The organism is Kitasatospora sp. NPDC053308 (genome assembly GCF_055585785.1).
The window spans coordinates 120,774-147,188 of sequence record NZ_JBVJJY010000015.1; the positions used below are offsets into that span (position 1 = coordinate 120,774).

At 74.3% G+C, this 26,415-nt stretch carries 25 protein-coding genes and 1 pseudogene; 11 read left to right on the forward strand and 15 right to left on the reverse strand.

Going from position 1 to position 26,415, the window contains the following annotated elements; all coding sequences use genetic code 11:
* Positions 1-49 precede the first annotated feature (49 nt).
* Positions 50-1,351 carry an AAA family ATPase gene (locus ACZ6Y7_RS28115; protein WP_465760733.1) on the forward strand — a complete coding sequence of 434 codons (1,302 nt, stop codon included), beginning with the start codon at positions 50-52 and terminating at the stop codon, positions 1,349-1,351.
* Entirely contained in the window at positions 1,348-2,787 is a 1,440-nt protein-coding gene (locus ACZ6Y7_RS28120) for a vWA domain-containing protein (protein ID WP_465760734.1), read from the forward strand. The genes ACZ6Y7_RS28115 and ACZ6Y7_RS28120 overlap by 4 nt, the downstream gene beginning before the upstream one ends.
* Before the next feature lie 36 nt (positions 2,788-2,823).
* Here ACZ6Y7_RS28120 and ACZ6Y7_RS28125 read toward each other — a convergent pair whose 3' ends face one another.
* Positions 2,824-4,548 carry a hypothetical protein gene (locus tag ACZ6Y7_RS28125; RefSeq protein WP_465760735.1) on the reverse strand — a complete coding sequence of 575 codons (1,725 nt, stop codon included), beginning with the start codon at positions 4,546-4,548 and terminating at the stop codon, positions 2,824-2,826.
* Between the two features lie 141 nt (positions 4,549-4,689).
* Complete coding sequence (locus tag ACZ6Y7_RS28130; protein WP_465760801.1) at positions 4,690-5,832, reverse strand: GlxA family transcriptional regulator; 1,143 nt, start codon at positions 5,830-5,832, stop codon at positions 4,690-4,692.
* Positions 5,833-5,971: 139 nt separating this feature from the next.
* On the opposite strand from ACZ6Y7_RS28130, the gene ACZ6Y7_RS28135 reads away from it, so the two are divergent.
* Both ACZ6Y7_RS28135 and ACZ6Y7_RS28140 read left to right on the forward strand, forming a co-directional pair.
* The gene (locus tag ACZ6Y7_RS28135) at positions 5,972-6,895 is read left to right on the forward strand and encodes an NADP-dependent oxidoreductase (protein WP_465760736.1); all 924 of its coding nucleotides are present in this window, start codon (positions 5,972-5,974) and stop codon (positions 6,893-6,895) included.
* Between the two features lie 236 nt (positions 6,896-7,131).
* Positions 7,132-8,451, forward strand: coding sequence for an MFS transporter (locus ACZ6Y7_RS28140; RefSeq protein ID WP_465760737.1), 1,320 nt, complete (start codon positions 7,132-7,134; stop codon positions 8,449-8,451).
* Positions 8,452-8,490: 39 nt separating this feature from the next.
* Here the strand turns inward: ACZ6Y7_RS28140 and ACZ6Y7_RS28145 are convergent, their stop codons facing one another.
* From ACZ6Y7_RS28145 to ACZ6Y7_RS28155, 3 genes are all read right to left on the reverse strand, one after another.
* On the reverse strand, positions 8,491-9,351 hold the full coding sequence (locus ACZ6Y7_RS28145) for a DUF3592 domain-containing protein (RefSeq protein WP_465760738.1): 861 nt from the start codon (positions 9,349-9,351) through the stop codon (positions 8,491-8,493).
* Positions 9,352-9,445: 94 nt separating this feature from the next.
* Positions 9,446-10,312, reverse strand: coding sequence for a hypothetical protein (locus tag ACZ6Y7_RS28150; protein WP_465760739.1), 867 nt, complete (start codon positions 10,310-10,312; stop codon positions 9,446-9,448).
* A 324-nt stretch (positions 10,313-10,636) separates the two neighbouring features.
* Positions 10,637-11,179, reverse strand: coding sequence for a hypothetical protein (locus tag ACZ6Y7_RS28155; protein ID WP_465760740.1), 543 nt, complete (start codon positions 11,177-11,179; stop codon positions 10,637-10,639).
* 120 nt (positions 11,180-11,299) lie between these two features.
* Here ACZ6Y7_RS28155 and ACZ6Y7_RS28160 point away from each other — a divergent pair, with 120 nt between their 5' ends.
* On the forward strand, positions 11,300-11,860 hold the full coding sequence (locus ACZ6Y7_RS28160; RefSeq protein ID WP_465760741.1) for an ArsR/SmtB family transcription factor: 561 nt from the start codon (positions 11,300-11,302) through the stop codon (positions 11,858-11,860).
* Positions 11,857-12,345, forward strand: coding sequence for an SRPBCC family protein (locus ACZ6Y7_RS28165; RefSeq protein WP_465760742.1), 489 nt, complete (start codon positions 11,857-11,859; stop codon positions 12,343-12,345). Before ACZ6Y7_RS28160 ends, ACZ6Y7_RS28165 begins: the two co-directional genes overlap by 4 nt.
* A gap of 100 nt (positions 12,346-12,445) precedes the next feature.
* On the opposite strand, the gene ACZ6Y7_RS28170 is transcribed toward ACZ6Y7_RS28165, so the two are convergent.
* The gene (locus tag ACZ6Y7_RS28170; RefSeq protein WP_465760802.1) at positions 12,446-12,850 is read right to left on the reverse strand and encodes a RidA family protein; all 405 of its coding nucleotides are present in this window, start codon (positions 12,848-12,850) and stop codon (positions 12,446-12,448) included.
* A 208-nt stretch (positions 12,851-13,058) separates the two neighbouring features.
* On the opposite strand from ACZ6Y7_RS28170, the gene ACZ6Y7_RS28175 reads away from it, so the two are divergent.
* The gene (locus ACZ6Y7_RS28175; protein WP_465760743.1) at positions 13,059-13,778 is read left to right on the forward strand and encodes a C40 family peptidase; all 720 of its coding nucleotides are present in this window, start codon (positions 13,059-13,061) and stop codon (positions 13,776-13,778) included.
* 34 nt (positions 13,779-13,812) lie between these two features.
* Here the strand turns inward: ACZ6Y7_RS28175 and ACZ6Y7_RS28180 are convergent, their stop codons facing one another.
* Positions 13,813-14,319: a MarR family winged helix-turn-helix transcriptional regulator gene (locus ACZ6Y7_RS28180; protein WP_465760744.1), complete on the reverse strand. Its 507-nt coding sequence runs from the start codon at positions 14,317-14,319 to the stop codon at positions 13,813-13,815.
* A 101-nt stretch (positions 14,320-14,420) separates the two neighbouring features.
* Here ACZ6Y7_RS28180 and ACZ6Y7_RS28185 point away from each other — a divergent pair, with 101 nt between their 5' ends.
* Positions 14,421-14,831: a VOC family protein gene (locus ACZ6Y7_RS28185; protein ID WP_465760745.1), complete on the forward strand. Its 411-nt coding sequence runs from the start codon at positions 14,421-14,423 to the stop codon at positions 14,829-14,831.
* 74 nt (positions 14,832-14,905) lie between these two features.
* Here ACZ6Y7_RS28185 and ACZ6Y7_RS28190 read toward each other — a convergent pair whose 3' ends face one another.
* The 6 genes from ACZ6Y7_RS28190 to ACZ6Y7_RS28215 all read right to left on the reverse strand — a co-directional run bounded on the left by ACZ6Y7_RS28190 (position 14,906) and on the right by ACZ6Y7_RS28215 (position 21,209).
* Positions 14,906-15,784, reverse strand: coding sequence for a GNAT family N-acetyltransferase (locus ACZ6Y7_RS28190; RefSeq protein ID WP_465760746.1), 879 nt, complete (start codon positions 15,782-15,784; stop codon positions 14,906-14,908).
* A 253-nt stretch (positions 15,785-16,037) separates the two neighbouring features.
* Positions 16,038-16,580: a hypothetical protein gene (locus ACZ6Y7_RS28195; RefSeq protein ID WP_465760747.1), complete on the reverse strand. Its 543-nt coding sequence runs from the start codon at positions 16,578-16,580 to the stop codon at positions 16,038-16,040.
* Positions 16,581-16,753: 173 nt separating this feature from the next.
* Positions 16,754-17,929 (reverse strand): threonine--tRNA ligase, encoded by a 1,176-nt coding sequence (gene thrS, locus ACZ6Y7_RS28200; protein ID WP_465760803.1) that lies wholly within the window; start codon positions 17,927-17,929, stop codon positions 16,754-16,756.
* A gap of 420 nt (positions 17,930-18,349) precedes the next feature.
* Positions 18,350-19,090: a leucine-rich repeat domain-containing protein gene (locus tag ACZ6Y7_RS28205; protein WP_465760748.1), complete on the reverse strand. Its 741-nt coding sequence runs from the start codon at positions 19,088-19,090 to the stop codon at positions 18,350-18,352.
* A gap of 119 nt (positions 19,091-19,209) precedes the next feature.
* Positions 19,210-20,487: a serine hydrolase domain-containing protein gene (locus ACZ6Y7_RS28210; protein WP_465760749.1), complete on the reverse strand. Its 1,278-nt coding sequence runs from the start codon at positions 20,485-20,487 to the stop codon at positions 19,210-19,212.
* Between the two features lie 233 nt (positions 20,488-20,720).
* Entirely contained in the window at positions 20,721-21,209 is a 489-nt protein-coding gene (locus tag ACZ6Y7_RS28215) for a carboxymuconolactone decarboxylase family protein (RefSeq protein ID WP_465760750.1), read from the reverse strand.
* Between the two features lie 138 nt (positions 21,210-21,347).
* On the opposite strand from ACZ6Y7_RS28215, the gene ACZ6Y7_RS28220 reads away from it, so the two are divergent.
* From ACZ6Y7_RS28220 to ACZ6Y7_RS28230, 3 genes and pseudogenes are all read left to right on the forward strand, one after another.
* Positions 21,348-22,307 carry a pirin family protein gene (locus ACZ6Y7_RS28220; RefSeq protein WP_465760751.1) on the forward strand — a complete coding sequence of 320 codons (960 nt, stop codon included), beginning with the start codon at positions 21,348-21,350 and terminating at the stop codon, positions 22,305-22,307.
* 397 nt (positions 22,308-22,704) lie between these two features.
* Positions 22,705-22,833, forward strand: a pseudogene (locus tag ACZ6Y7_RS28225) (VOC family protein); the annotation flags it as partial.
* Positions 22,834-23,174: 341 nt separating this feature from the next.
* Entirely contained in the window at positions 23,175-23,342 is a 168-nt protein-coding gene (locus ACZ6Y7_RS28230) for a hypothetical protein (protein WP_465760752.1), read from the forward strand.
* Between the two features lie 180 nt (positions 23,343-23,522).
* Here the strand turns inward: ACZ6Y7_RS28230 and ACZ6Y7_RS28235 are convergent, their stop codons facing one another.
* Both ACZ6Y7_RS28235 and ACZ6Y7_RS28240 read right to left on the reverse strand, forming a co-directional pair.
* Positions 23,523-25,691, reverse strand: coding sequence for an MMPL family transporter (locus ACZ6Y7_RS28235; protein ID WP_465760753.1), 2,169 nt, complete (start codon positions 25,689-25,691; stop codon positions 23,523-23,525).
* Positions 25,692-25,795: 104 nt separating this feature from the next.
* Positions 25,796-26,185, reverse strand: a complete 390-nt coding sequence (locus ACZ6Y7_RS28240) for a DUF302 domain-containing protein (RefSeq protein WP_465760754.1) — start codon at positions 26,183-26,185, stop codon at positions 25,796-25,798.
* Between the last annotated feature and the right edge of the window lie 230 nt (positions 26,186-26,415).

Genomic DNA, 26,415 nt, shown 5'->3' on the forward strand with positions numbered 1-26,415 from the left:
GGCGACTTCTCAACACCCCTTCACTCCCGACCACTTGAGGTGATCACGCATGCCCGCAGCCATGACCGCGCCCACCCACGCCGCCGAAGCCGGCCGCCCCGACGCAGGCCGCTCCGACACCGGCCGCTCCGACACAGGCCGCCCCGAACTCGCCCGCCTGGACGTCGCCCGCCGACTGCTCGACCTGCTCGGCGACACCACCACCGAACCCCGGGCCGACACCCAGCTGGAGGCCCTCACCCTGGCCGTCGCCGCCGACCTGCCCGTCCTGCTCTGGGGCGAGCCCGGCATCGGCAAGACCGCCGCGCTCAACCAGCTCGCCGAGGCACTGGACCTGCCGCTGACCACGGTGATCGCCAGCGTCCACGAGCCCTCGGACTTCTCCGGGCTGCCGATCGTCGGCGACGACCCGGCGCAGCAGGGCGTCCCGATGGCGCCCCCGGACTGGGCGGTCCGGCTGGTGCGGGCCGGTCGCGGGCTGCTGTTCCTGGACGAGCTGTCCACCGCGCCGCCCGCCGTCCAGGCCGCCCTGCTCCGGCTGGTCCTGGAGCGCCGGATCGGCACCCTCCGACTGCCGCCCGGCGTACGGATCGTGGCCGCCGCCAACCCGCGCGCCTCGGCGGCCGACGGCTGGGAGCTGAGCCCGCCGCTGGCCAACCGCTTCGTGCATCTGCAGTGGGTGCACGACCACGAGGTGGTGGTGCGCGGCCTCGGCGGTGTCTGGCCGGTGGCGTCCCTGCCCCGGCTGGACGAGCGGGCGCTGCCCGAGGCCGTCGCGTTCGCCCGGCGCGCGGTGTGCGGGCTGCTGACCGCCCGCCCCGAGCTGGTGCACCGGCTGCCCACCACCGAGACCCGGCGCGGCGGCGCCTGGCCGTCCCCGCGCAGCTGGGACATGACGCTGCGGCTGGTGGCCTTCGCGACGGCCGCGGGCTCCGACCGGGAGGTGCTGTCGCTGCTGGTGCGCGGCACCGTCGGGGACGGCCCGGGGCTGGAGCTGATGGCGAGCATGGACCGGATGGACCTGCCCGACCCGGAGGACCTGCTCGCCGACCCGGCGGGCGCGGAGCTCCCCGAGCGCGGGGACCTGCGCCAGGCGGTGCTGGACGGCGTGGTCGCGGCGGTGCGCAACCGTCCGGACCGTCAGCGCTGGGACGCGGCGTGGGCGCTGCTGGCACGGGCCCTGGAGGAGGGCGCGCCGGACCTCCTGGTCGTCCCGGCCACCACGCTGGCTTCGCTGCGCCGCCAGGACTGGGACGTCCCCGAGTCGATCGAGCGGCTCGCCCCCGCGCTGGCGCTCTCCCGCCGGGCCGAGCGCGCGGCCGCCCGGGTCGCGGAGAGGGTGGGCCGATGAGCACCACCACCCCCACCCCGAAGCCCGCTGTCCCGAGGCCCACCACCCCGAAGCCCGCCGTCCCGAGGCCCACCACCCCGAAGCCTGCCGTCCCGAGGCCCACCACCCCGAAGCCTGACGTCCCGAAGCCCACTACCCAGAGGCCGGCCGGCCCGAACCCCGCAGCCCCGAGGCCGTCCCTCCGGCGCCCTGCCCTCCAGGAGGACCGGAAGCCGGACGTCGAGAAGCTCGACGTCGAGAAGCTGTACGCCGCCCGGCTGCAGGCTGCGCGGGCCCGGCCGTACCTGGCGACCGCCCTGTTCGCGCTCCACCTGGTGGCGTCCCGGGAGGTGCCGACCATGTCCGTGGACCGCTACTGGCGCTGCTACGCCTCCCCGGTCTTCGTCGACCGCACGCCGGTGGAAGACCTCGCCGCGGTCTGGGTGCACGAGGTCTCGCACCTGCTGCGCGACCACCACGGGCGCAGCGCCCGGATCGCCCGCGAACTCGGCCTGGAGGGCCCGCTCGCGCAGTGGCGGACCAACGTCGCCGCCGACTGCGAGATCAACGACGACGCCTTCGGCGACGGGCTGCCCCGCCCGGCCGGGGCCCTCCTGCCCGAGCGGCTCCAGCTGCCGGAGGGCCTGCTGATGGAGGAGTACCTGCGGGACTACCGGATCCGGGCCTTCGACCCGGACTCGGCGTGGCTGGACTGCGGCAGCGGAGCGGACGGCACGGACCGGCCCTGGGAGCTGGGCCCCGGCGGTGCCCGCGGGCTGACCGCGCAGGAGCGCGACGCCGTCCGCTTCCGGGTCGCCGAGGGGATCCGCGGCCGCCCGGGCAGCGCCCCGGCGGGCTGGAAGCGGTGGGCCGAGGAGGTGTTCCACCCGCCGCAGCCATGGCGGCAGTTGCTGGGTTCGGCGGTGCGCTCGGCGGTCTCCGGCCCGGGCGCGGGCGAGGACTACAGCTACGGCCGGCCGGCCCGCCGCTCGGCCGGGGTGCCGGGCGCGCTGCTGCCGAGCCTGCGGCGGCGGCCGCCCCGGGTCGCGGTGATCATCGACACCTCCGCCTCGGTCGCGGACCACGAGCTGGGCAGCGCGCTGCTGGAGGTCGCGGCCATCGCCCGGGCGGTGGGCGGTCAGCGGGAGCAGGTCAGGGTGATCCCCTGCGACGCGGCCGCCCGGGTCGTCCACTCGCTCTGCGCGACCGCCGGGATCCCGCTGCTCGGCGGTGGCGGCACGGACCTGCGCAGCGGCTTCCGGGCCGCCCTGCGGTCCGTGCCCCGGCCGGACGTCATCGTGGCCCTGACCGACGGCCAGACCCCGTGGCCGTCCACCGCCCCGCCCTGCCGTACGGTCGTCGGCCTCTACCCGCGCCCCGCCGACTACGACGAGGACGACCCGGACTACGTCCCGGACACCCCGCCGGAGTGGGCCCGGGTGGTCACCATCGGGTGAGCGCCGCCTCGCGCACGGCGAGGGTTCCGACGCGGGTCAGGGCGCGAAGGCCGCCGTGCCGGAGCCGAACGGGCCGGGAGGCACCGGCGACGCGGGAGAGCCGGGCGAGCCGGGCGAGGCGGGCGAGGCGGGAGACGTCGGCGCGGCGGGCTTCGGCGCGACCTGGAGGCCGGTGACGTGGCCGTCCGCGGTGAGGTAGTACTGCAGGGCGGCATAGCCGGGCGTGACCAGGATCCCCTGGGTCATCTTGGGCAGTTGGCCGGAGCGGGCGAGCTCGCCGCCGTCCTGGGCCCTGCGCCACACCACCTGCTCGGTGCCGTACTTCTTGAGCCCCCGGAAGAACTTCACCGGGATGTCCGTCCCGATCAGGACGCGCTGGTCCTTGGGACCGATCAGGGCCGTGAAGCCGAGCGTCGTCTGGTCCCGGGTCCACGCCACCGAGAGCGCGCCGTCCGTCAGGTCGATCCCGGCCAGCTTGCCCGCTCCCGCGTCCATCGCGTACACCCGGTTGTTCTCCGGGTCGACCGAGACCATCGAGGGGATGAAGCTGTTCTCGGTGCCGCTGTCGGCGAAGGGCTGGATGGTCGCCACTTTGGTGGAGTCGCCCTGGGAGACGGCGACGACGCTCATCGGGGTCGCGGTCGGCTTGCCGCCGTTGGTCATCGCGACCACGTAGTCGTTGACGACGGCCATGGCGGAGGCGGCGGTCTGCCCGTCCTTGAGGTAGGGCACCGGGCCCCACGACGGGTCGGGGGTGAAGGCGCCGTTGCGGTAGCCGTAGCGGAAGAGCTTGCTCGACCCGGGCAGGTAGACCACCTCGGTGCCGTTGACCGTCGAGGTGGTGATCCGGCCGCCCATCATCTCCGGCAGCGTGACCTGGGAGATCACCTGGAGGCTCTTCGGGTCGATCGCCACCATGATCGAGGGCGGCGCGGCCGACGGGTCGGGGCAGTTCAGGAAGGCGCTGAACCCCTGTTCCGTACAGCCGGGTTGACGGTTGACGGTCTTGGCGACGATGGTGCCGTCGGGCAGCGCGTCGTAGCCGTTGTACGCGGTGTCGCGCGGGGCCGACTGCCCGGTGGGGAGCGTGGTCCGGGCGAGGACCGTGCCCGTCTGCGGGTCGATCCTGGCGATGTGGTAGCCGTAGATCACCACTAGGCTGCCGTCCGACAGGACGTTCAGGACGCCGGGGTAGTTCCACTCGTCCGTCGCGTGGGTGTTGATGAGCACCCGGCGCCAGACCTCGTTGAAGGTCCCCGGCTCCACCCGGGAGACGAAGGAGCCGGAGGCGGACGGGTCGTCGCCGTAGCCGCCGCCGTAGACGTAGAGTTCGTCGGGCCCGCGGTCCACGATGTTGTACGGCGTGGGGTAGAGCTGCTGCGAACTGTGGGCGTAGACCTGGTTGTCGGACGGCGCGCCCGCGAAGTGCGCGCACCGGTAGAGGTGCGTCCGGTTCGAGTCGTGGACCTCGAAGGCGGCGATGGTCGGGTACCACGGGGTGTTGTCCTCCGCGCCGGCGCAGGACTGTTCCTCGGGCACGAGGGCCGGGTCGCCGACCAGCGGGCCGCCCGCGGCCGTCTCGTCGGCGGTCGGGGCATCGGGCGGGGCGGCGGACGGGGGGCTCGTCCTGGAGTCGGCCGGGCGCGCCGTGACGCCGGAGCCCGTCCCGGAGACGGAACCGGAACCGGAGCAGGCGGAGAGTCCCAGCACCAGGGCGACGGCGACGGCCGTCAGCCGGTGGACGGACGGGCGGCGAGGCAAGTCGGGCTCCTCGGATCGGGTCGGCGGGTCAGCGGATCGGCCGTGCGGCTCGTCCGGCACCGGACTGCGGAAAGGCTCGCAGAGCGGTCACCGCCGGGTCGGCTGACACGCAGGGCGCCCACCCCCTGCCACCCGGGGCGGTCACCCGGGCGGACCTGCCGTCACTCGTGCGGCGGAGCCGGCGGCCGCGCCGACGACGGCTCCGAGGGCGGGTGCGGGGGCGGACCCGAGGACGGGTACGGGGGCGGGCGCGTCGGCCGGCTCGTGGGGGCTGAAGGTGCGGCGGTAGGCGGCCGGGGAGACGCCGAAGGCCGTCCGCATGTGCGAGCGCAGCGAGTTGCCGGAGCCGAAGCCGGCCCGGTGGGCGACCAGGTCGATCGACAGGTCGGTGGTCTCCAGCAACTGCTTGGCCAGTTCCAGGCGTTGCGCGGTGAGCCACTGCACCGGCGTCATGCCGACCTCGTCGCGGAAGCGCCGGGTGAAGGAGCGCAGGCTCATCCGGGCGTGCTCGGCGAGCCGGGCGAGGGTCAGCGGTTCGCCCAGGTGTTCCAGGGCCCAGGCGCGGGTGGCGGTGGTGCTGGCGGCGGTGGGCTCGGGGACCGGGCGGTCGATGAACTGGGCCTGCCCGCCGTCCCGCCAGGGCGGCACCACGCACATCCGGGCGGCCCGGTTGGCGACCGCGGCGCCGTGGTCGCGGCGGATCATGTGCAGGCACAGGTCGACCCCGGCGGCCACCCCGGCGGAGGTGAGCACGTCGCCGTCGTCGACGAACAGGACGTCCTCGTCGACCTTGACCGCGGGGTAGGCCCGGCGGAACTCGGGGGCCAGGTTCCAGTGGGTGGTGGCCGGCCGCCCGTCGAGGAGCCCGGCGGCGGCGAGCACGTAGGAGCCCGTGCAGATGGACACCAGGCGGGTGCCGGGCCGGATGCCGGCGATGGCGGCGCCGACCTCGCCGGGCAGCGGTCCGCCGCGGCCCAGCTCGGGCATGGCGTGCGTGGGCGGGACGATCACGGTGTCCGCCGAGGCCAGCGCCTCGGGACCGGCGGCCGGCTGCACGGTGAAGCCGGCGTCGCTGAGGACGGGGGCGCCGTCGGCGGTGCAGACCACGACCTCGTAGAGCGGGCGGCCGTCCGCGTCCAGGGCGCTGCCGAAGACCCGGGAGGGGATCCCGAGTTCGAACGGCGGGACGCCGGGCAGGGCGAGCACCGCGATCAGGTGCCGTCGGGGGCGCGCGACCGGCGCCCGCTCCGTCCGCGTCGTCGGAGCCGTCTGCGTGTGCGCCATACCCATGGCCAGATCCTGTCACATAGTGGCCGGACGGCCAACACCACGGCGGACCGGGATCCCGGAAGGTGGACTCCGTCGCCGGGGGATCCCGGCGGTGCACGACACGGAAACGGAACGAAGGACGAGGTCGGACGGCATGCGAGCGGTGGTCGTGGAGCAGTGGGGCGGACCCGAGAACCTGGTCGAGCGCGAGGTCGAGCGTCCCGAACCGGGATTCAACGAGGTCCTGGTGCGGGTGCACGCCGCCGGGGTGAACCCGGTGGACTGGAAGACCCGGGCCGGCGGCGCCCTCATCGAGTGGGGCGAGGTACCGGCGGTGGGCTGGGACGTCTCCGGCACGGTCGAGGCCGTCGGGCCGGGCGTGGGCGTGTTCCGCCCCGGCGACGAGGTCTTCGGGATGCCGCTGTTCCCGCGCCAGGCGGGCGGCTACGCGGAGTACGTGGTGGCACCGGCCCGCCACTTCGCCCCCAAGCCGGCGTCCCTGACCCACGTCGAGGCCGCGGCACTTCCGCTGGCCGCGCTGACCGCCTGGCAGGCCCTGGTGGACACCGCGGACGTCCGCCCCGGGGAGCGGGTGCTGGTGCACGCGGCGGCCGGCGGCGTCGGCCACTTCGCGGTGCAGATCGCCAAGGCCCGTGGCGCGTACGTCATCGGCACCGCCAGTGCCGGCAAGCACGACCTGGTGCGCGCGCTGGGCGCCGACGAGGTGATCGACTACCGTGCCGTGCGCTTCGAGGACGCCGTCGCCGACGTCGACGTGGTGCTGGACGGGCTCGGCGGCGAGACGGCGCAGCGCTCCCTGAAGGTGCTCCGCCCCGGCGGCCGGCTGATCACCCTGCCGGGGCCGGACGACGTGCCCGCCGCCCCGGACGGTCTCCGGGCGCTGTGGGTGCTGGTCGAGCCCGACCACCTGGGCCTGCGCGAGATCGCCGCGCTGGTCGAGCGCGGCGCCCTGAAGCCCGTGGTCGAGACCGTCCTGCCGTTGGCGCGGGCCGCCGAGGCGCACGAACTCGGCGAGCAGGGCCGCACCACCGGAAAGATCGTGCTCACGGTCGACTGACCCGGATCCGGGGGGCGCCGGCGGACCCGGTACGGGTGTCCGGCGCGGCGGCGGGCGCCGTTGGTCACTCCTCCCAGCGCCCGCTCCCCCCGGCCCGGCGCGGCCGGAGGATCCGACGATTACCCGGGCCGCGCGCCCACCCCTACGGTCAGGGGGTCACCCGCGGGTCGCTGTCACCTGGTCGGGTCGGTCGCGGGAGGCGGGCGCCCGGACCGGCTCCGTGGGGGGCGTGCGGCGTGTCGGTGGTGGGGAACTTCCGGCTGGCGAGGCGGCTGACGGGCGGCCGGGTGCTGCTGTGGTCGCTGCTCGGACGGCTGCCGAACGCGATGAGTCCGATCGGCACGCTGCTGCTGGTCAGTCACGACACCGGCAGCGTGTGGTCCGGTTCGCTGGTCGCCGGGGCGCTGGCCGGGGGTCAGGCGGTCGGCGGGCCGGTGGTCGGGCGGCTCGCGGACCGGCGCGGGCAACGGGCGGTGGGGCTGGTCGCCGCCCTGGTCAACGCGGCGGCCCTGGTCGCCCTGGTCGCCGCCTCCGAGGGCGGGCTGGCGCTCGGCTGGCAGGTCGCCGCGGCCGCGCTGGCCGGCCTGTCGGTCCCGTTGGTCGGCCCGCTGTCCCGCAGCCGGTGGGTCCGACTGGCCGGTGGCGACGCCCCGGCGACCTCCGCGGTGCTGGCGCTGGACGGGATCGTCGACGAGGTGTCCTTCACCGCCGGGCCGGCCCTGGTCGGCGTGCTGGCCACCGCCGCCTCCCCCGCCGTCGGCCTGCTCGCCGCGGCCGCGCTGGGCGGCGTCTGCGCCACCCTCTTCGCCCTGCACCCGACCGCCGCCGCGGGCGTCCCGGCGCCCGCCCACCCGGCCAGCCGCTCCGCCGGGCGCCTGCTGAGCCCGCCGTACGTCCTGCTGCTGACGGGGATGGCCCTACTGGGCGCCTGTTTCGGCTCGGTCCAGGTCGGCGTCACCGCGACCACCGAGGCGCTGGGTCGCCCGGGCACCGCCGGGCTGCTGTACGGGTTCATGGGCGGCACGAGCGCCCTGGCGGGCGTCGCCACCGCCTCGCTGCCCGCCCGCTGGGGTCTGCCGACGCGGCTGCGGGTGAGCGCCGCGCTGCTCTTCACCGCCTCCGTCCTGCTGTCCTTCGCGGGCGGCGGCATCGTCACGTTCGCCGCGGCCGTGGGCCTCCTCGGGGTCTTCGTCGCCCCGCAGTTCATCACGATGTTCGGCCTGGTCGAGCGCACGGTGCCGGCCGCCCGGCTCGGCGAGGCGATGGCGGCCCTGGTCAGCGCGCTGATCCTGGCCCAGTCGGCGGGTACCTTCCTCGCGGGGTGGGCCGCCGACCACTTCTCCCCGGGCGCGCCCTTCGCCGTCACGGCCGCGGCCGCGGCGGCCGCCGTCGTCCTCACCGCCTGCAGCGCGACCGAGCACCGCTACCGCCGTCGGCCCACCCCGGCGCCGGCGCACGAGCCCGAGCCCGGACGGGCCGCAGAGGGAACCGCCGAGCCCGAACGGGCCGCCCTCGGAACCGCTGAGCCCGAGACGGCCGACCGCGGTGGCCGGTGATCGACCGGCCGACCGGCTCGCCGGCCCGACGCCCGGATGTCACAGCAAGGCCACCCCCACGACGGCGGCCGCCACCGTGACGAGCAGGGCCAGGACGTTGACCGGCACGTCCCAGGCCGGCGAGCCGTGGTCCTTGCCGCGGTCCAGGGTGAAGACGGCCGGATCCGCGGGCAGGTAGTGGACGGTGACCTCGCGGCCGTACGAGCGGGCCGGGTCCGGCAGTCCCGAGGTGCAGTGGACGGTGACGGCCCTGCCCTCCAGCGTGGTGAACGCCACAACCGGGGTGATGGTGGTGGAGGTGCCGCCCTCCGCGTCCGTGCCGACGTCCTTGAGGACGGCGACGATCCTGCCCGGGACGGCGGCCATGGTGGCGAGCGCCTCGCGGCGACGGCGCACGTCGCGGACGTTGCCGGGCAGTTGACCGGCGATCAGGACGGAGAGCGGCCCGCCGGAGCCCACCAGCGCCCACGGCCAGCCCCACTCGATCGCCGCGAGGGCCACCAGCCCGGAGTAGACCAGGAACAGCGCCGCGTGCGGCCGGCCGAGGCCCCGGCCTCCCTCCTCCGGGTCACCGGTGAACCGCAGGGCGTGCGGCCTGCCGGGCGGGTAGTGGATCCCGATCTCCCGGTCCGTCCACGCGACGGTGATCATCTCACCGCAGTCGCCGTCGTTGGTCACCGTGACCGCCTGCCCTGTGTCCGGGTCCCGGTAGGAGACGACGACCCAGATGCCGCCGCGCCGGGAGCCGCCGTGCCGGGGCTCCCGCACCTGCTCGATCCGGCCCGTGAGCCGCACCGCCCGCTGGGCCTTGGTCACCCCGGCCAGCGACCGCCCGTAGCCGATCAGCGCCAGCGCGCCGAACACCGCGCACCACACCGTCAGACACCCCTGCCAGCCCATGTGTTCTCCCCCCTCCAGTCGGCAGCCGGTCCGTCACCGCTGCTTGTCGAACCGCTGCTTGTCGAAACGCTGCGTGTCGAACCGCTGCGCGGGCTCAGCGCCCCGGGTTGCGGCGCACCACCGCGCCCCGTTCGTCCGCCTCCAGCGAGGCCGTGCCCCCGGAGCCTGTCACGGTGATCCTCAGGGTGAGGGCGCCGGTGAGGCGGTCGGCGGTGAGCTGCCAGGTCCGCGTCGCGTCGGGGCCCAGGGTGGCGGCGGCCTCCCGGACCAGCGCGGGGACGGCCTCGAAGGGCAGCGACCGCGGGTCGAACTGCGGGACGCCGGTGCCGGTGGGCGCGAAGGCGACCGACAGGGCGTGGTCCTGAGCGGTGAGGGTGAGCGCCCGGGGGGCGTCCCGGCCCTGGGTGACGGAGTCGACGGCCGAGCGCATCTGCCCGACGTCGAGCATCGACTGGTCCGGGCCGAGGGTGACCGTGCCGGACCCCGACGTGAGGACGGTGGCGGACGACGCGGTGGACGCTGTGGCGGACGACGTGACGGAGGCGGACGGCTGCGAGGAGTCCGACCGCCCGGAGCCGCCCCCGCCGAACAGGTCGGCACGGAACAGCAGGACGACGGCGGCGGCACCGACGACCAGGCCGAGGAGCCCGAGGTAGCCCACGGCGCCGGACTCCGGGGGATCGCCCGCGATGGCCGGCCCGGGCGCCGGATCCAGGCGGGCCCCGGCCGCGCGCTCCTCCCATGCGGGTGTCGGCCGCTTCACGATCCGCACCCGCCCGGGCCGGTCCGGCGGGAACCGGACCACCAGGACGCCGCCCGGCCGGTAGTCGGGGAGTTCGACGCGATGGACGTCCGCGGTGACCTCGACCCGGTACGCGGGATCGCCGTCCGGGGCGACGGTGAGGTCGAAGCGCACCGGCACGTCGGTCAGTTCGGTCGGTTCGGTCCCGGCGGCCTCCACGGCCTCGATCAGCGCGAGGGCCGTGCGCGGGGGGGACGGCCTCCTCCCTGGCGCGCCGCGGCGCACCGGCGAGCAGGAACAGCAGTCCGTACGCCACAGGCAGACCACTTCCCCCGACGATCAGCGGTACCCGTTCGAGGACGATGCCCACGACGAACGCGGCCAGGCCCGCCCCGACCACGCCGCCCGTCAGGAGTCCCCGGGCGACGACGAGGGCCCGGACGACCGGGGCCCTCCGGGCGGGCGGTGCGCCCGTGGTGACTGTCATACCGGCGATTGTGCCGGTACCGACGGACGGCCGACAGCCCCCCGGGCCACGGCATTTCAGTCCTGGTCCGCCTTCGCCAGGGCATCGGCGATCAACCGGGTGGCGAAGGTGTGGTCGTCCTTCCCGGACAGCCGGTTGATGTGCTCCGCGAGCAGCACGGTCACGGCCTCCAGGGGGTTCATCTCGGCAGCCGTCCACGGACCGTACTGGGCCCGCCACAGGTTGGGGCTCAGCCCGGTGCCGGCGGCGAGGAGCAGGGCGGCCATGGTGGGGATGACCTCGGGGCGGAAGGTCCTGGGCATCATCCGCATCGTCGCCACCAGGGCCGGCACGGTGTACTCGACGATGTCCTCGTCGTGGTTCTCCAGGCTCCCTCGCAGCCAGTTCATGTACATGTAGATGAGCGTGCAGGTGCCGTCGAGCAGCTCGTCGAGCCCGTCGGCGCCGAAGGACTCGGCGAACTGACTCATCATCCGCTGCTGCTCGGCGTCCGTTCCGGACTTGCCGTCGTAGACGGCCTTGAGCCGGGAGTCGATCACCATGAGCGCGGCGCTCACATCACCGACGGGAGCAAGACTGGGGTCGCAGGGCGATGACATGGGACTCCTCCAGGTACGGCTACAGCACGTAGCACGGTGCGTTCGCAGCGTAGTGCGTGCGACGACACGCGGTCAGGCGAATCCCGAGGAAGCACCACGCGGGCATTCACAACCGATCGGTTGAACAATCGGCCGACGCGGCGTAGCGTTGTTCTCAACCAATCGGTTGAGGATGAACAGGGGTGCGTGGTGGCTGTCGACCAGCTGTCCCGGGCGTTCGTCGCCCTGGCGGATCCGACGCGGCGGGACATCGTCGCGCGGCTGTCGGTGCGCGATGCGACCGTCGGCGAGTTGGCCGAGTCCTATGCGATGTCCCTGCAGGCCGTTTCCAAGCACCTGAAGGTGCTTGAGGAGGCCGGGCTGGTGAGCCGCAGCCGGGACGGACAGCGGCGGCCGTGCCACCTGGAGCCGCAGGTGTTCGACGTGATGACGACCTGGATCGAGCGGTACCGCCGCCGGGCCGAGGAGCGGTTCAGCCGCCTGGACGCGCTCCTCGCCGACCTGGCGGACTCCGAGACCGATACCGAAGCCGGAGCCGGAGCCGGAGCCGGCGCCAGCGCCAGCGCCGAGACGGGGGCCGGGGCCGGGGCCGAGGACGCGACCGCACGGCCGGCCGCCCGGGCCCGGGACATCCACCACCGCCACGACCGACCCGAACACACCGAAGGAGACCTGTCATGACCTCCACCAGCAACCACGAGACCCGGATCGAAGCGGACCCGCAGCTGCCCACCATCCGGATCGTCCGCGAGTTCGACGCCCCGCAGGAGCGGGTGTTCCGGGCCTGGATCGAGCCCGAGCTGGTCGCCCAGTGGCTCGGCCCGAAGGACCTCGACATGAAGATCGACGCCTGGGAGCCGCAGACTGGCGGCCGGTACCGCTACTCGATGCACCGCGAGGGCCAGGAGGTCGCCGCCTTCTACGGGTCCTTCCACGAGGTCCGGCCGAGCAGGCGGCTCGTCCAGACCTTCACGTACGAGGGCATGCCGGACGGCGTCTCGCTGGACACCGCGACCTTCGAACCCGCCGGGGAGGGCCGCACCCGCGTCACCGTGCTGTCGGTGGTCGACAGCCTGGCGGCCCGGGACGCCATCCTGGCCAGCGGCATGGAGCACGGCGTCGTCGAGGGCTACCGGAAGCTCGACGACCTGCTCGCCGCGGGCTGATCCGAAACCGGCCTACCGAGCTGCCCCGACCAGCCCCGACCAGCCCCGCCTGGCTCAGGTGCCACTCGCCTTCGACCGACGCCGGGGAGGACACGACAGGTCAGGGCAGCACGGCCACCGCCTCCACCTCCACCAACTGCTGGTCGTACCCGAGCACCGAGACGCCGAGCAGCGTGCTGGGCGCGTCGTGCTCCCCCATGTAGGCGCGGTAGACGTCCCACACCTTCACCAGGTCGGCCTGGTCGCCGGAGGCGACGTACACGGTCGTCCGGGCGATGTCGGCGATCCCCGCGCCCGACTCCTCCAGCACGGCCACCAGGTTGCGCATCACCTGATGGGCCTGGCCCTCGTAGTCGCCGACGGCGACCGTCCGGCCCTCCTCGTCGAGCGGGCAGGCCCCGGCCAGCCACAACGAGCGGGCCGGGGCGTCCACCACCGCGCCGTAGGCGTAGTCGACGGCCGGTGTCAGCCGGGTGCTGCGGATCAGCTTGACGGCACTGCCCATGAAGTCCTCCGATGGTCCCACCCGAACGTTCGCGCCCATCGTTGGGCCCTCCTGAACGGCCGTCAAACCATTTACGGGGGAAATCCGCGCAGTTCCACGGCCGGTGCGCCCACGATTCACCGGTGCGGGTGATGGCGGCCGCCCCCACCGGACCGGAATCCTGGTCCCCGTCCGCACCGTTCACCCGCGACCCCCGCCGGGAGCCCCCATGCACCACCGACCGTCCGACCAGCACCGGGAGCACGGCCGGGAACACGACCGGGCCGCCGGCACTGCGACTCCCGGCGCCGAAGCCCCCGGCCGTGAAACCCCCGGCCGTGCTCCCGGTGTCGGGCGACGCCGCGTGCTCGGCCTCGCCCTGGGGGCCGGCCTCGTCCCGGCGCTCGCCCCGGCGGCGCTCGCGACACCCTCCGCCGACCGCACCGGCAGCCGGGCCGACGACCCCGAGCCCGCGAGCCTCGCCCTGGGCCGCCGGGTGGCCGCCGTCGCCACGGCGCAGCTCGGCGTGCCGTACGCCTGGGGCGGCGGCGACCGCCTCGGGCCCGGCCTCGGCTTCTGCGACGAGGAGAACGGCTACCTCGACGGCGTGTGCCTGGGCGAGACGACGGTCGGCTTCGACTGCAGCGGCCTGTCGCTCTACTGCTGGTACCTGGCCAGCCGGGGCACGGTCGAGCTGGGGCACTACACCGTCGCCCAGTTCAACCGCAGCGCCCCGGTGGAGCGCGATCAACTCGCCCCCGGCGACCTGCTGTTCTTCTCCCGCCCGAACGCGCCGCTGCACCACGTCGGGATCCACGTCGGCGACGGCGCGATGATCCACGCCGAACGCACCGGGACCCTCGTCGCGCGCGTGGAGCACGTGCTCGACGTCCCGCGCTGGGCGGGCGAGTTCGCCGGCGCCCGCCGCCCCGCGCCGCCCACCGCCTGATCACCGGCCGCATCACGCGGCCTCGCTCCGGGCCTCACAGGCCGCCGTGCCGCGCGTCCAGACCCTCGTGGACCCGCCGCAGCAGCGACCGCAGCACCCGCCGCTCCCCCGCGTCCAGCGGGGCGAGCACCTCGTCCTGCACGGCCCGCGCCTGCGCGTCGAGTTCGGCGAGCAGCGCGTGCCCGGCGGCGGTGATCGACACCGAGACCCGCCGCCGGTCCGCCGGGTCCCTGCTGCGCTCGACGTACCCGGCGGCGGCGAGCTGGTCGGCCGCCTTGGCCAGGTCGCTCGGGTCGATGCCCAGGCGCCTCACCAGGTCCCGCTGGGCCTGCGGGCCGAGGTCGGCGAGCGAGGCGAGCACCGCCATGTCCCAGAGCCGCAGGCCGCGTTCGGCCAGCCGCTCGGCGAGTCGGCTGCGGGCCGTCCGGCCGATCCGGGAGAGCAGGTAGGTGCTCAAGTCCAGCAGATTCGGGGGAAGTTCGCGTACGGGCGGCTCCGGGACGGGGGAACCGGAGGCGGGCGGCGGGGTCTCGGAGGTCATGGCGGCATTCTAGGGTGCATCCCTATAGTGGGTCTCGACCCACTAATTGCCGCGGTGGCGCCGTGGACGGCCCACCGACCCCCGATCCCAGGAGTTCGACCGTGGACGCCCTGTACCCCCGCCTGCTCGTCACCCGCTTCGCCGAGTGCTTCGCCTTCTACCGGGCGATACTCCCGCCGCTCACCGGCGCCACCCTGGTCAAGGGCGCGCCGGAAGGGCCGTACGCCAACTGGGACGTCGACGACCAGGCCGTCCTGGTGCTCTTCGCCCGCTCCGCGATGGCCGCCACCCTCGGCACCACGGAGTGGCCGGCCCGCCCCGCCGCCCCCGCGCAGGACGCCGCGATGCTGGTCCTGCGGGTCGACGACGTGGACGCCGCCCTCGACCTCTGCCTGCGCCACGGCGGCACCCCGGCCGTCCCCGCCACCGACCGCCCCGAGTGGGGCCCCGGGCTCCGCACCGCCCATCTGCGCGACCCGGACGGTCACCTGGTCGAGCTGCAGTCCTACTGACGCCGGTGACGCCCGAGACGAAGGGCCGACGGGCCGGACGAGGTGCCGTCCAGGTCCGGCCCGTCTCCTTCCCCCTACAGGTCCAGCTGGCGCCGCAGGGCCGTGTGCGTCGGTACGTAGCCGAGGCTGTCGCTGATCCGCCGCATGGGCGTGTTGCTGTCAGCGGTGTCGGTCAGGAGGCCGCCGAGCTCCGGGTACTGGCGGTGGGCCTGCCGGATCGCCTCGGCCTTCATCCATCGGCCGAGGCCGCGGCCTCGGTGCTCGGGCAGCACACCGGTGCCGTAGTGCCGGCCATCGCCCGTGCCGCTGCCGGGGACGACGAGTTCGGTGAATCCGGCGATCGAGCCGTCGCGGGTGTCGATGGCCACGACCGTGTGCAGGTGGTCGCCGCGTCCTTCGACGGCCTCCGCCGCAGCCCGGACCCGGTCCACGTCCCAGGCGACCGTGCCGTGGTCGGCACCCTCCATGGGCATGTCGTCCATGGCGCGGCGCGAGGCGGCGAACGTCCGGGCGAGGTCGTCGGGGACGGTTCCCCGCCAGGACGCCAGCCGGTAGCCGGACGGCGGGCGCTCGACGATCCCAGCGAGAGCGGCGGTGTCCGCGTCGGCCAGTGGCAGGCGGGCGAACCTCAGGGTGAGGACCTTCCGGAACCCGTGCGCCGCGAGGAAGGAGTCGCCGGGCGATCCGGCTTCGGCCTGCGCGACGACGCGGCGCCGGGCGTTGTCCCGGGCGGCGCTCACGGCGGTGTCGAGGAGCCGGGAGCCGATGCCCTGGCGGCGCTCCACGGGGTGGACGTGGAGCGTGAGTTCCGCCAGGTGCTCCTGCCCGCCGTCGAACAGGCGCAGGAAGGCCGTCCCGACGGGGTTGGCCTCGGCGTCGGACGCCAGCCACGCGAGGCGCCTGCCGTGGGCCCCGGGGGCGGGATCGGTCAGTGGGGTGATGCGAAGCGACAAGGAGTTGTCTCCGTCGTGAGGAGGTGTGGGAGGTCGTGACGCGGGCTCAACCGCTCGGCACTCCTGCGCATGTGCTGCACACCTCCTCGTCGACGTGCCGCTCCGGAACGACCCGGACGGCAGCGCGAACCTAGTCGGCACACCAGGTCCGCGGCAAAGGGTTTACCCGCGGCTGCCGCGGCCGCGGTCACAGCGGCCGCGGCGACTGCACCGCGCCCGGCGGGGCGGGGCCGGGCCGCGCCGGGCGGGGCCGTCAACGCTGGAAGACCTGCAGCTCCCGCACCGCGTCGTTGAAGTTCGCCCCGAGGTACCCGGCCGGCAGGTCCATGGTCTTCTCCGCGCCGAGCGTCGACCAGAGGTGGACGGCATTGCAGCCGTGGTAGCCCTTCATCGAGGACACGCTGAGCGCCACGTCGATGTAGTTGACCAGGTGGTAGCCGGTGGCGTCGCAGCCGCCCGCGTCACCGAAGAAGGAGTAGATGACGCCGCCGCCGAAGTTCGCGTCCTCGTACTCCTCCAGCAGCAGCGTCCGGTCGGCTGGCTGCTGCCCCGTGCGGGGGCGGCCGTCCGCCTTGGCCAGGGCGTCCGCCCGGGAGTCCGACGAGCAGGCCCGGCCGAGCAGCGGTGAGGCCGCGCCCGCGCCCGGGGGGTGCCCGACCACGGCGGCGCAGTACTGGACGTCGGGGAGGGGCAGCGGGCGGAGCCGGACGGCGTCGGCCGGGGCTGCGGCGACGGCGCCCGCGAGGGCGAGACAGCCCGCGAGGGCGGCGGCGAAGAGTCCGCGCGGAACACGCATGGGTACCTCCGGTACGGGTGGGGACACCGGCGGCCGGGGACTCGACCGCCGCGCCCATTCGACGGGTCGGCCGCCGCCCCGGCACCGCCGACACACCGCGCAGCCCCACTAGTCGTACGTATGCCATCCGTACGGTGCAGGACCGACGCGGGCCCGCCCGGGCGCCCCCGCGGTCACCCCTCGGCGCCGTCCTCCTCCCAGAGCTCGGCGCTGCACGCGGCGACCAGCGCGCCGATCCGCGCCCACGCCTCCTCGGCCGGCAGCGGCTCCAGCCGGCGACCGTCCCGCAACCGCAGGGCGACCCGGTCGTCCACGACCTCCTTGGCGCCGATCACCGCCTGGTACGGCACCAGCCGGGCCGCGCGGATCCGGGCGCCCAGGCTGCCGTGTTCGGGCCCGGCGACCTCGGCGCGCAGCCCGAGGTCGAGGCAGCGCTGCCGGAGCCGTTCGGCCTGCGGCAGTTCGGCGTCGGAGATCGGCAGCAGCACCACCTGGGCGGGTGCGAGCCAGGCCGGGAACGCGCCGCCGTACAGCTCGATCAGGTGCGCCACCACGCGCTCGACGCTGCCGATCACGCTGCGGTGGACCATCACCGGACGGTGTTTGGCCCCGTCCGGGCCGATGTAGTGCAGGTTGAACCGCTCCGGCTGGTGGAAGTCGATCTGGACGGTGGAGAGGGTGAACTCGCGCCCGGCGCCGTCGGCGATCTGCACGTCGATCTTGGGCCCGTAGAACGCGGCCTCGCCCTCCGCCGCCTCGAACGGCACCCCGGAACGCTCCAGGACGTCGGCGAGCAGTGCGGTGGCCCGCTGCCAGAGGGCCGGGTCCGCCACGTACTTGCCGCCCGCGCCGGGCAGCGAGAGGCGGTAGCGGACCGGCACGATGCCGAGCGCGCGGTGCGCCTCGCGGATCAGCTCCAGTGCCGCGACGGCCTCGTCGGCGGCCTGCTCGGGGGTGCAGAACACGTGCGCGTCGTTCAACTGGATCGCCCGGACCCTGGTCAGGCCGCCCAGCACCCCGGACAGCTCGGAGCGGTACATGCCGCCCAACTCGGCCATCCGGAGCGGGAGTTCCCGGTAACTGTGGGAGCGCGAGCGGAAGATCAGCGCGTGGTGCGGGCAGAGGCTGGGGCGCAGCACCACCTCCTCCGAGCCCAGCTCCATGGGCGGGAACATGTCCTCGCGGTAGTGCGCCCAGTGGCCGGAGATCTCGTACAGCTCGCGCTTGCCGAGCACCGGCGAGTAGACGTGGCGGTAGCCGGCCCGGCGCTCGCGGCCGCGGATGAACTCCTCCAGGGTGTGCCGGACCGCCGCGCCGTCGGGCAGCCAGTACGGCAGGCCGGAGCCCATCAGCGGATCGGTGTCGAAGAGGTCGAGTTCCCGGCCGAGCTTGCGGTGGTCGTGCGCGGGGAGGTTGTGCGCGAGGTGGTCGTTCACGGGGAACTCGCTCACGGGGAGGTCGTTCACGGAGGGGACGGACGCGAGGTGGTCGTTCACGGGGTGGTCTCCACTCGGGGACGGTGGGCGAGTGGAGCCGGAGACGACGAAGCCCCGGGGCACTCGCCCCGGGGCTTCGGACTAGGTCAGCAGTCAGCGCGCCGGGACTCTCTCCGGCGTCGTCGTGACGAGTGCAGCGCGCTTCATGTGATCAACCGTAGCAGTTCGGGGACCGAGTGAACGGTCCTTTTCGGATCGCCCCGGCCGGACCACCCCTGCCGGACCACCCTTCCCGGGTCGGCCCCGCCGGGTCGACCTCTCCGGGCCGATGCCTCAGTGCAGGACGACGCACCCCCGGGCGTCCAACGCCTCCAGTGCCCCGTCCCGCAGCCGTACGTCGTTCCACCGCAGGTCCAGCTTCTCCAGAGCGGGAAGCGCGCCCGGGGCCTGCGGTCCCGTGAGCCAGCGCGGCAGTTCGGTGATCCGGTTGCCGCGCAGGTCGAGCCGGCGCAGCCGCGGCAGTCCGGCGAGCACCGCCGGGATCTCGGTGAGGGCGTTCTCCCGGAGCTCCAGTTCACGCAGCTCGGCGAGTCCGGCCACGGAGTCCGGGAGGGTGGTCAACTCGTTTCCCCGGAGCCACAGTTCGCGGAGCGCAGCGAGCTTTCCGAGTTCGTCGGGCAGGGCGGCGAGCCGGTTGTGCTGCGCCCGGAGTTCGACCAGGGAGGCCATTTCGCCGATGGCGGAGGGGAGTTCGGTCAGCCGGTTCTCGCCGATGTTGAGGTAGCGCAGCGCGGTGAGCCGGCCGAGGGTGTCCGGGAGGGCGGTCAACGCGTTGTCGTGCAGGTAGAGGAAGTCGCGCAGCCCGGTGAGGTCGCCGAGCTGCGCGGGGACCTCGGTGAGCCTGTTGTGCCCGAGGTCGAGGGTGCGCAGCGCGGTCAACCGCCCGATGGACGCGGACAGTTCGGAGATCCCGGTGTCGGCGAGGATGAGCACCGTCAGGTCGGTGCGCTGCCACACCTCCTCGGGCACCCGGCCGAGTGGCTGCTTCCAGAGGTTGAGCGCCGTGTCCGTCACGCCGGTCATTCTCCGCCACCGGCGGACGGCCCGGTCGGACACCCCGGCTTCGGCGGTCTCGGCGGGGCGCCCGACCGAGACCGCCGAGACCGCCGGGCGACGCACCCGGGCCCGCGGTGTCACCGGGTGCCGCAGAAGGCCTGCTCCAGGAAGCCGTACCCCGCCTCCGCCTCCGCCTGGAGCTGGGACCCGTCGCCGCGCGGGGTGACGGACAGGGCGACCTGCCGGTCCCCCGAGTTCCACAGCTGCGTGTTGTAGCCGGCCACCCCGCCGTCGTGGCCCCACACCACTGTGCAGGACAGCTGCCACCGGGCCAGTCCCAGGCCGTAGCTCAGGCCCGTGGGCCGGCCGTCGACCTCGATCGGGATCGTGGTGGTCATCTCCTTCATGAGCCGGGGCGGGAGCAGCCGGCCGCCGGTCAGGGCCTGCTCGAAGCGGTTCAGGTCGCTCAGGGTGGAGACGAGTTCGCCCGCCGCGTTCGCCCAGGAGACGCTCGCCACCGTCACGTCCCGGTCGCTGCGGTCCGCCGGGCCGGGGCCCTCGACGAGGGTGAGGTAGCCGTGCGCGTGCGGGCCGCGGATGTCGGTGGCCGTGCCCGGGAAGTACGTCCCGCTCAGGCCGAGCGGGCGCAGCAGGCGCCTGGTGATCTCCTGGGCGTAGCCGTGCCCGGTGACCCGCTCGATGATCATGCCGAGCAGGGTGTAGTTGACGTTGGAGTAGCCCCAGGAGGTGCCCGGCGGGAAGGCGGGCGCGTGCGCCACCGAGGCCGCGACCACCTGCGCCGGGGTGATCGGCCGGGTCAGGCCGCCCTGGTCCAGCCAGTTTCGGACGGCCGCCGGGTCGGTCGGGTCGGGGAAGAGCCCGCCCTTCTCGTTGGTCGGGTCCCAGAGGCCGGAGCTGTGGTTGAGCAGCTGACGCACGGTGATGTGCGCGCCGTCGGGGAGCATGCCCGGCAGGTGGCGCTCGACCGGGTCGTCCAGGCCGATCCGGCCCTCCCCCACCAGTTGGAGCACGGTGGTGGCGGTGAACATCTTGGTGATGCTGCCGGCGCGGAACCGCCCGTCGGTGCGGACCGGCGCGCCGGTGGCCAGGTCGGAGACGCCCGCGGCGCCGTGCCAGAGCCCGTTGTGGTCCCTGACCTCGGCGATCGCGGCGACCGCGCCCGCCCCGGTCACCGCCCGCAGCGCCGCCGCCCGGCGGTCGGCGGTCTGCTGTGCGCCGCCCGTCTGCTGTCCGCCGTCCTGCTGCTGTCCGACGGGCTCGCCGGCCGGCTCGGCGGCACCCGCCGAGGCGACCGGTGCGGCGAGCGCCAGGCAGACCGCCGCCGCCAGGGCGGTCGCCGCACCTCGCGCCGGCCGACTCCCAAGCCGTGCCGAACGTCCCGCACCCTGTGCCATGCGTCCCCACCCCTCGGCCGCGGCGGGCACTCCCCCGCCCTCGACGCCCAGCCTCGCCGCCGCCTGACGACCGGTCATCCTCCGCCAGGAGGAGCCGGTCGTACACCCACATGAGGAGGGCCTACGCCGGAGGCCGGAGGCCCAGGAGCCTGGAGGCCCGGGAGCCTGGAGGCCCAGGAGCCTGGAGGCCCGGGAGCCGGGCCAGGAGCGGAGGCCTCCCGCCCCGAGGGGCCCTACCGCGCCGGGGCCGGGCGGACGGGGTGCTTGCTCAGGATGGAGACCCGGTTGAAGGAGTTGATGGTGATCGCCACCCACACCACCGCCGAGATCTCCGCCTCGCTGAGCGCCTCCCGCGCCAGGCCGTACGCGGCCTCCTGCGCGGCCGCGTCCGCCGGGCTGGTGGTCGCCTCGGCCAGGGCGAGCGCGGCCCGCTCCCGCGCGTCGAACAGCTCGGTGTCCCGCCACGCCGGGAGCACGCCCAGCCGCTGGGTCGTCTCGCCCTCGCGCAGCGCGGCCCTGGTGTGCACGTTCAGGCAGAAGGCGCAGCCGTTGATCTGCGACACCCGCAGGTTGACGAGTTCGACCAGCCGACGGTCCAGTCCGGCCTCGGCGGCCACCTGGTGGGTCGCCTCGGCGGCCGCGACCAGGGCCTTGTACGCCTGCGGGCTCTGCTTGTCGATGAACACCCGTCGGTCGGCCGAGACCACCGTCACATCACTCACCTGAACTCCTCGGGGCCGCTGTCACTAGATTGATCACTATCGCGTGCCACTCTGCCATGGCATGATAGTTGAATATAGAACTACATTGGAAGGGCGCCGCCGGAGAGCGCCGCCACCATCCGGGAGGGGACCACCACCGTGAGCACCGCCGAATCCGACCTCGCCGCACCGCACGCCGCCGGACCGCAGGTGGAGGTCCTGCCCCCGCGGGACGTCCCGCTCGGCGGTCCGCGCGCGATGACCGTACGCCGGACGCTGCCGCAGCGCTCCCGCACCCTGATCGGCGCCTGGTGCTTCGTCGACCACTACGGCCCCGACGACGTCGCCCACACCGGCGGCATGGACGTCGCCCCGCACCCGCACACCGGCCTGCAGACCGTCAGCTGGCTGTTCACCGGCGAGATCGAGCACCGGGACAGCCTCGGCGTCCACGCCTTCGTCCGCCCGGGCGAGGTGAACCTGATGACCTCCGGCCACGGCATCGCCCACTCCGAGGTCTCCACCCCGGCCACCACCACCCTGCACGGCGTCCAGCTGTGGGTCGCCCTGCCCGAGGAACACCGGCACACCGGCCGCGACTTCCACCACCACGCGCCCGCCCCCGTCGCCCTGGACGGCGGCGAGGCCCGGGTCTTCCTCGGCTCCCTGGCCGGGGACACCTCCCCCGTCCCCACCTTCACCCCGCTGCTCGGCGCCGAACTCACCCTGCGGCCCCAGGCCACCGTCACCCTCGACGTCGACCCCGCCTTCGAGCACGGCCTCCTCGTCGACCGCGGCGAGGTCCGCTTCGCCGGCACCCCGCTGCACCCGGCCGACCTCGGCTACCTCGCCCCCGGCCCCACCACGATCACCCTCACCAACACCGGCGACACCGACGCCCGGCTCATCCTCCTCGGCGGCACGCCCTTCGAGGAACGGATCGTCATGTGGTGGAACTTCATCGGGCGCACCCACGAGGACATCGCCCGGGCCCGCGAAGAGTGGATGAGCTCCGCGAACCCCGCCCGCTTCGGCGCCGTCGAGGGCTACCCGGGCGACCGCCTCCCCGCCCCCGAACTCCCGGGCCTCCCTCTCAAGCCCCGCGGAAACGTGCGCTGACCTGCGGCATTCAATGGGTGGAGTGCGGCCCGCCTGGGTGCCCCGGGCGGGCCGCCGCGTGCGCAGCGGCACCGGTTTCGCGCAGGCCCGCGAAGTCGACCTGATTGCCTTCGGCGCTCCGTTCCCGGCCAACCCTGATCCGGTACGCCGCTACCGGGGCCGCCACACCTGGATCCGCATGACCTGCCGGTCGCAGACCCCCGGCCCGGGCCCGCGGGGGCGTGGAGGCGGGCAGAGTCGAACGCGGGCGGAGCCGAACGCGGGCGTTATCTCTCGACCGGTCGCGGGTCGACCCGATGCCTCCTGTGCGCAGGAACCGCATCGCCCGCCGGCACCGTGGTGGCAGGTGGCCGGCCGCGTCGCGCGCGTCCCGGCATGGACCCCGTCCGCGACGGCCGTTGCCCGCCTGCGCACGCACGGTGGCGAACTCGTCGGCGGGTTGGCCCGGTACGAGGACAGCTACCTGCTCTGCTACGTCCGCGGCCCCGAGGGCATCATCGTCGGGCTGGCCGAGCAGCTCGGGTGAACAGCGGCGGGAGTCGTCTGCGGTTCGAGCCCCGGCGCGCCCGCGAGTCCCTCGGCCACGGGGCGGGTGACGGGTGCGTCGAGGCGCCGGTGATGCCGTCCTGCAGAGCGAGCGCCACGCTGGGGTGGTGGGGCGCACGACCGCACTTCCCGGTCCCCCGGACAGAGCCCGACCGCAGGCCGGTCCCGGGCTCGTCCGGGGCGGCGACGGTGCTGGCGCCCCGGCGAGCACGATGAGTCGCGCTGCTTCCCCGAGCGGGCCTCACGGCCGAAAGGATACCCCCGCGGGTATAGTGAGAGGGAGGAGTTCCCTTCCCTTGACCGAATGCGAGGAGTGCCGCGATGTGTCGACGTACCAAGTGCCGCAGCTGTGGCAAGGCCGGCTACGCGGGGTGCGGCATGCACGTCGACCAGGTGCTCGCCGGAGTCCCCAAGGCCGACCGTTGCGCCTGCGACCGGAACGCCGACAAGGGCGGCGGCCTCCTGGCGAGGATTCTGCGCCGCCGCTGAGCCGAACAAGGGCCGATCCGTCGGGCCGTGCCGGGGATCGCCGGCACGGCCCGCGGCATGTCCGGCCACCGTCGCTCCGCCGTCCTCGGGTGCACCGGCGCCGTCCATGGCCGCACGCTGCGACCCGCGCGGGCGGCGGGACCGCCGGAGTGCGGTCCCGCCGTCTGCGGTCCGGGCGGCTCAGCCGTGGGAGAAGGAGATCTTCGGCAGGACCCGGTCGAGCCGGGCCGGCGTGTGCCAGGCCGCGCGGCCGGTCAGCCGGAGGATGACCGGGAGCAGGACGAGTCGGACCAGGGCGGCGTCGAGGAGGACGGCGACGCCCAGGACGATGCCCATCTCCTTGGGCGGCAGCGGCCCGGAGACCGCGAAGGTGAAGAAGACCGCGACCATGACGCCGGCCGCCGCGAAGATCACCCGGCCGGAGTGGGCGAGTGCGCCCACCATGGCCTCCTTGGGGTCGCCGCCGCGCTCGTAGTGCTCCTTGGCGGAGGCGAGCAGGAAGACGGTGTAGTCCATCGCGATGGCGAAGATCATCGCGAAGAAGAACACCGGCGCCCAACCGTCCAGGAAACCCTGGGACGTGAAGCCGAGCAGGCCGGCGCCGTGTCCGTCCTGGAAGACCAGCCGGGCGACGCCGAAGGCGGCTCCGGTGGAGAGCAGGCTGGCGGCGGTGCCGAGCGCGGAGATCAGCGGTGCGCGCAGCGCGATCAGCAGCAGCAGGAAGCCCAGTCCCATGACGACGCCGATGACCAACGGGGTCTTCTGGGTGAGCAGGTGCTGGAGGTCGAGGTTCTCGACGGCCGCGCCGCCGACCAGGGTGTCGTGCGGGAGTTCGGCGCGCAGGGTGTTCACGGTGGAGCCGAGCTGCGGGCTGGACGGGTCGACGGTGGGGACGGCCTGGATCATCGACCAGCCGGAGCCGTCGGCGGCGCTCTGGGCGGGCATGACGCCGGCGATGCCGGGCGTGTGGGCGATCTGCTCGCCGACCGAGGCGGCCTGCCCGCTGGGGGTGATGATCTGCAGGGTGCCAGGGGCGCCGGGGCCGAAGGCCTGCTGGACGGCGGTGTAGCCGGCGCGGGCGCTGTCGTGCGCGGGGATGACGGTGATGGACGGCATCGCGGTGCGAAGTCCGATGACCGGTGCGGCGAGGGCGATCAGGGCGGCCAGCGCCAGGGCGCCGTAGCGGACGGGGTGCTTCCACAGGCGTTCGCCCCAGGCGGCGAAGCGCGGGGAGCGGTGTTCGCCGGACTTGACCCAGGGCAGGGCGAGGGCGTCGACGCGGTGGCCGAGCTTGCCGAGGACGGCGGGCAGCAGGGTGAGGGTGGCGGCCAGGACGAACAGGACGGCGAGCATGATGCCGCCGGCCATCGACCGGAACGCCGGGGACGGGACCAGCATCACGGCGGACAGGCTGACCAGCACGGTCGCCCCGGACAGCAGCACGGCCTTGCCCGCGGTGTCCATCGTCTCCGCGACCGCCTCGGCACTGTTCAGTGAGCGTCCCATGCGGGCGCTGCGGAAGCGGACGACCAGGAAGAGTGCGTAGTCGATGCCGAGCGCGAGCGCGAACATCATGGCGAAGTTCATCGCCCAGATGGAGACCGGGAACAGGTGGCTGATCAGCACCAGCGACCCGGCGGAGGCGGCGAGGCCGGCCATGGTGAGCAGCAGTGGCAGGCCGGCGGCGACCAGGGAGCCGAAGGCGAGGACCAGGATGGCCAGGGTGACCGGCCAGGACATGATCTCGGACTTCATCATGGCGTCGTGGTTGGCCTTGTTGAAGTCGCTCCACAGGACGGAGGCGCCGGTGGCGTGGACGCTGACGCCGTCGGCGGACAGCGCGTTCAGCGGGCCTTTGAGGTCGTCGGCGGCGCGGACCATGTCGTCGGGGTTGGCCTTGGCGCCGGCGAGCAGGATGGCGGTGCGGCCGTCCTGGCTGACGGTGGCGCCGGGCTGGGGCGGGAGGACGGTGGAGATCCGGGGGTCGGCGGCGGCGATGGCTTCGGCTTTGCCGATGAGCTGCTGGACGGCGGGGTCGGTGACCGGCCGGTCGGCGGCGACGACGATCTGCAGGGCGCTGGAGGCGTTGCCCGCGAAGTGCTGTTCGGCGACCTGCCTGACCTTCACGGACTCGGAGCCGTTGGCCTGCCATCCGGCGCCGGACAGCGCGGTGGTGACCTGGGGCGCGAACGCGCCGAGCGCGACCACGACGAGCAGCCATCCCACGAGGACGGCCTTGAAGTGATCGGCCGACCAGGCGCCGAGGCGGCCCAGGAGGCCGGCACGGCCCGGCGGACCGGGCGGCGCCGGGGTGGGGGGCTTGACGAGGGAGGTGTCCGGGTGAGGCACGGGGGTGCTCCGTTCCGAGGGCGGCCCGGCGGGCTCGCAATACGGGTGGGGGTATATGGAAAACCGGGAAAAAGGGCCCGCGGGAGCGGGCCCGGGACGGGCGGTCAGCCGGCGAGGACGTCCAGCGCGGCGCGCAGCCGGCCGGCGGCCTCGTCGGCCACGGCTTCGAGCGCCGGCCGCTCGGTGACCCGCACCATCAGCTGCGGGTCCATCACCTCGACGACGGTGCGCCCGTCGGCCGCACGCACCACCACGTTGCAGGGCAGCAGCAGCCCGATGCGCCGGTCGACCTGGAGGGCCCGGTGGGCCAGCGCCGGATTGCAGGCGCCGAGGATGACGTACTCCTCGATCTCCTCGCCGAGTTTGGCCCGCAGGGTGGCCCGGACATCGATCTCGGTGAGGATGCCGAAGCCCTGCTCGGCGAGCGCGGCGCGTACGCGCTCGACCGCTTCGTCGAAGGGCAGGTCGAGGGTGAGGGGAATGCCGTAGTCCATGGGTGCTCCAATCGTGAAGTGGGGGCCGGGGGTGTCAGGTGACGCGTCGCGGCCGGGCCCGTACGGCGGCGGACGCCTCGACGTCGGCCTCTCGAACGATGACCCACCTTCCGGACGCATACCCCAGGGGGTATAAAACAGGGTACGTCAACCCCGAAGGGGGAATCGGCGTTCCACCGCGGGCCTATCGGCGTGTCCCCCGCCCGCCCGCACGGTCCGGCCGGACGGCT